The organism is Caballeronia sp. M23-90, assembly GCF_053574605.1.
The window spans coordinates 1-3746 of the sequence record NZ_JBSIPA010000571.1 but is presented as its reverse complement, the minus strand read 5'-3'; the positions used below and the strand labels follow the sequence as shown (position 1 = coordinate 3746).

General features: G+C 60.7%; 2 protein-coding genes. Both read left to right on the top strand.

What is annotated here, in order from left to right; genetic code table 11:
• Nucleotides 1–2145: TonB-dependent receptor (locus ACRXB1_RS32680; RefSeq protein WP_449494383.1), on the top strand; the 2145-nt coding region annotated here is incomplete at its 5' end.
• 22 nt (nt 2146–2167) lie between these two features.
• Nucleotides 2168–3580, top strand: coding sequence for a PepSY-associated TM helix domain-containing protein (locus ACRXB1_RS32675; RefSeq protein WP_449494382.1), 1413 nt, complete (start codon nt 2168–2170; stop codon nt 3578–3580).
• Nucleotides 3581–3746 lie beyond the last annotated feature (166 nt).

Below are 3746 nucleotides of genomic sequence, written 5' to 3'. Positions count from 1 at the left end.
TCGGACCTGCCTTCCACGACCGCAACGGTCACCGCCGAACAGTCGCAATACTGGAACGTGGTGACGGCCGAAGACGTGCTGAAATACGTGCCGAACATGGCGGTGCGCAAGCGCTTCATAGGCGACGTGAACTCGCCCGTCGCCGTACGCGGCACGAGCAATTCGCAAACGGCGCGCGGTCTCGTCTACGCCGACGGCCTTTTGCTCAGCAATTTCCTCGGCAACACGTTCAGCTTCGCGCCGCGCTGGTCGATGGTCTTCACCGACAACATCGACCGCACCGATGTGATCTACGGCCCATATTCCGCGCTGTATCCGGGCAACTCGATCGGCGCGACGGTCGCGATCACCACACGCATGCCGCAAAAATTCGAAGCCGACGCCCACGTCCAGGCGTTCAGCCAGCATTTCGATCTGTTCGGCGTGAACCGCAGTTTCAACGGGACGAATTCGTCGGCGACCATCGGCGATAAAAACGGCAACCTCTCCTGGCTCATCGGCGTCAATCATCTGGAAAACACCGGGCAGCCGCTGCAATTCGCAACGCTCGCGGCATCGAATGTTCCGGCTCGCACGACCGATCGGCCGGTTACCGGCGCGCTCTTCTACTACGACCAGAACAACGCGCGAACCGCAGTTTTGGGCGTAACGGCCGAAGGCATCGAGCGGACCTTCCAGGACCAGTTCAAGCTGAAACTGGCATACGACTTCACGCCGACGTTGCAAGCCGGCTTCACGCTCGGCTACTGGCATCAAAAATACAACAGCGACACCCAGTCGTTTCTCCGCGATGCCGCCGGCAACCCCGTGTATAGCGGCCTTGTGAATATAGGCGGTTACGAATACAACGTTCCCGCCGCGACGTTTGCGCCGAGCCAGGGTTCGAGCGAGAACTTCCTGTACGGGTTATCGCTGAAAACGCGCAATGCAACGGGCTGGAATGCCGAAGCGGTGGCGTCTTATTTCGACATCACGCAGAGCATTGCGCGCACGGCGAACTCAGGCGTGCCGGGTAACGGTCCAGGCACGATCGCTTTCGGCGACGGCACCGGCTGGAAGACACTCGACCTGCGCACGACATGGACGCCCGAATCGCCGACGGCAGGGCTCGCTGCCCACTGGCTGTCGTTCGGTTACCACTACGACGACTATTTCCTAGACAACGAAACCTACAACACGGCCGCGTGGCGCGACGGAGGCGGGACATCGTTCGCCAATGCATTCGGCGGACGCACGCAAACGCAAGCCGTCTACGCGCAAGACGCGTGGCGTTTCCTGCCGCGCTGGAAATTCACCTACGGCGCGCGTTACGAGAACTGGAATGCGTACGACGGCTCGCGGGCGATCGGCGCGACATCGCTTGACTACGGTGAAGTCAGCCAGAGCCACTGGTCTCCCAAGGCGTCGCTTTCTTTCGATGCCACGCAAGATCTTTTGCTGCGTGCATCGATAGGACGCGCCTACAGGTTTCCCACCGTCGGCGAGTTGTTTCAAGGGCAGATCACGGGTTTGTCGATCGTCAATAACAACCCGAACCTCAAGCCCGAGGACGATCTCTCGAAGGAGCTGACGGCCGAGTGGCAACACGGCAACGGGGTGTATCGGTTCACGCTCTTCCAGGACGATGTGAAGAACACCTTGTTCAGCCAGACGAACACCACAGTGATACCGAACATCACCAACTTCCAGAATATCGACAAGGTGCGCTCGCGCGGCATCGAGACGAGTTACGAAGGGCAGGACGTGCTGATCCATGGCCTGGATCTGACGGCGGGTGTGGCCTACACGCAGTCGAAGATCATCGCGAACAGCGGCAATCCGGCGTCAGTGGGCAAATATTTTTATCGGATTCCGTTGTGGCGCGCGAACGTCGCCGCGACGTGGCGTGCGACGAGCCAGAGCGCAATCACTCTCGCCGCGCGCTATTCGGGCCGCGAGTACAACACGCTGACCAACACCGATACGAACCCGAACACCTACGGCGGAACCAGCACGTACACCGTCGTGGACGCCAAGTTCACCTTCCGGCCGACCAAGCGGACCGAGCTTGGAATCGGCGTCGATAACCTCTTCGATCATCGCTATTACGTGTTCCATCCGTATGCGGGCCGGACGGTTTATGTCGAAGGGCGTATCGGGATCTAGGCACCTTAAAAGGACAACTCACATGCAATCCGCTTCACTTTCCGATGCCCGCGCGCTCGCGCGGCATCGTCTGCTCTGGCGCTGGCATTTTTATGCCGGCTTGTTTGTCATGCCGTTCTTGCTGGTGCTTGCGATCACCGGCACGCTGTATTGCTTCCAGCCGCAGATCGAACCGTTGCTGTATCACGACCGGATGATCGTCAGTGCCCGCGCCGAACCGCGTATGAGCCAGCAGGTGTTGCTCGCGAAAGCCACCGCCGCCGAGCCGCGCGATGCAACGCCGACGACCGTCGTCGTCAACAACAATCCTCGCCGCAGCGCCGAGTTCGTATTCAGGCTTCGATCGGGCGGGAGTGAAAGCGTTTATATCGATCCGTATAACGGCGCAGTGCTGGGACGGTTGAGCGTCGAGAACCGGTTGATGAAGCAGGTCCGCAATATTCATCGCGGCTTGCTGCTGGGCAAGACCGGCGAAATCGTAATGGAGCTTGCCGGCTGCTGGACGCTCGTGATGATCGCTACGGGCGTGGCGTTGTGGTGGCCGAAAGCGCAACAGAAGAACGGCCGTTTCATACCACGTTTGTCGTCAGCGAAAGGCCGTGCTTGGTGGCGGGAGTTGCATGCGGTCGGTGGTGCATGGCTCGCACTCGGCGCATTGTTCTTCGTGCTGAGCGGCCTGCCGTGGTCGAGCACGTGGGGCAAGCAGTTCAAGGCGCTCGCGACGTCGGCACAACTCGGATACCCGAAGGGCGCGTGGGGCAAGGCGCACGTACATTCCACAACGCCCGCACCGGCGATGAACATGGTCGATCCATCGATGGCCGGCATGAAGATGGACGACCTGCCGTTACCGCAAACGCCCTGGGCGGTCGGCGCAACGCATGTACCAGACAGCGCCGCCGATGCAACCCATTCCACGATTGCGCTCGATCAGGTGATCGGCATTGCAGCGCAGGCGGGGGTGAAAGACGGCTACGACATTGCGTTGCCCACCACGCCACAGGGCGTATACACCGTCTCCTACTTTCCCGCGAATCCGCAAGACGAACGCACGCTTCATATCGACCGATACAGCGGCCGGATTCTCTCGGACATCGCTTACGGTGATTACGGACGTGTGGCGCAGTGGATTTCGTATGGCACTTCGCTGCACATGGGCCGCTATTTTGGCGTGGCGAATCAATCGCTCGCCTCGGCAATCTCGCTCGGGCTCGCCGCCATGACCGTGAGCGGTTTCGTGATGTGGCGCAGGCGCAAGCCCAGCCGGGCGGTAGGTGCACCGGCGCGGCCGGCGTTGCACCCGCCGATGCGCGCGTGGGCGATCGGCTTGACGGCGCTTGGCATCGTTTTCCCGCTGATGGGGTTGACGATGCTGATCGTGTGGCTTTCGGATCGCGTGCTGTTCAGTCCCGGAAGAATCGCCAGCACACGATGATTCAGGACAGCTTCGGTCCGAACTTCAGCCGCGCCAGTTGATCGGCTTGACGGCGCTTGGCATCGTTTTCCCGCTGATGGGGTTGACGATGCTGATCGTGTGGCTTTCGGATCGCGTGCTGTTCAGTCCCGGAAGAATCGCCAGCACACGATGATTCAGGACAGCT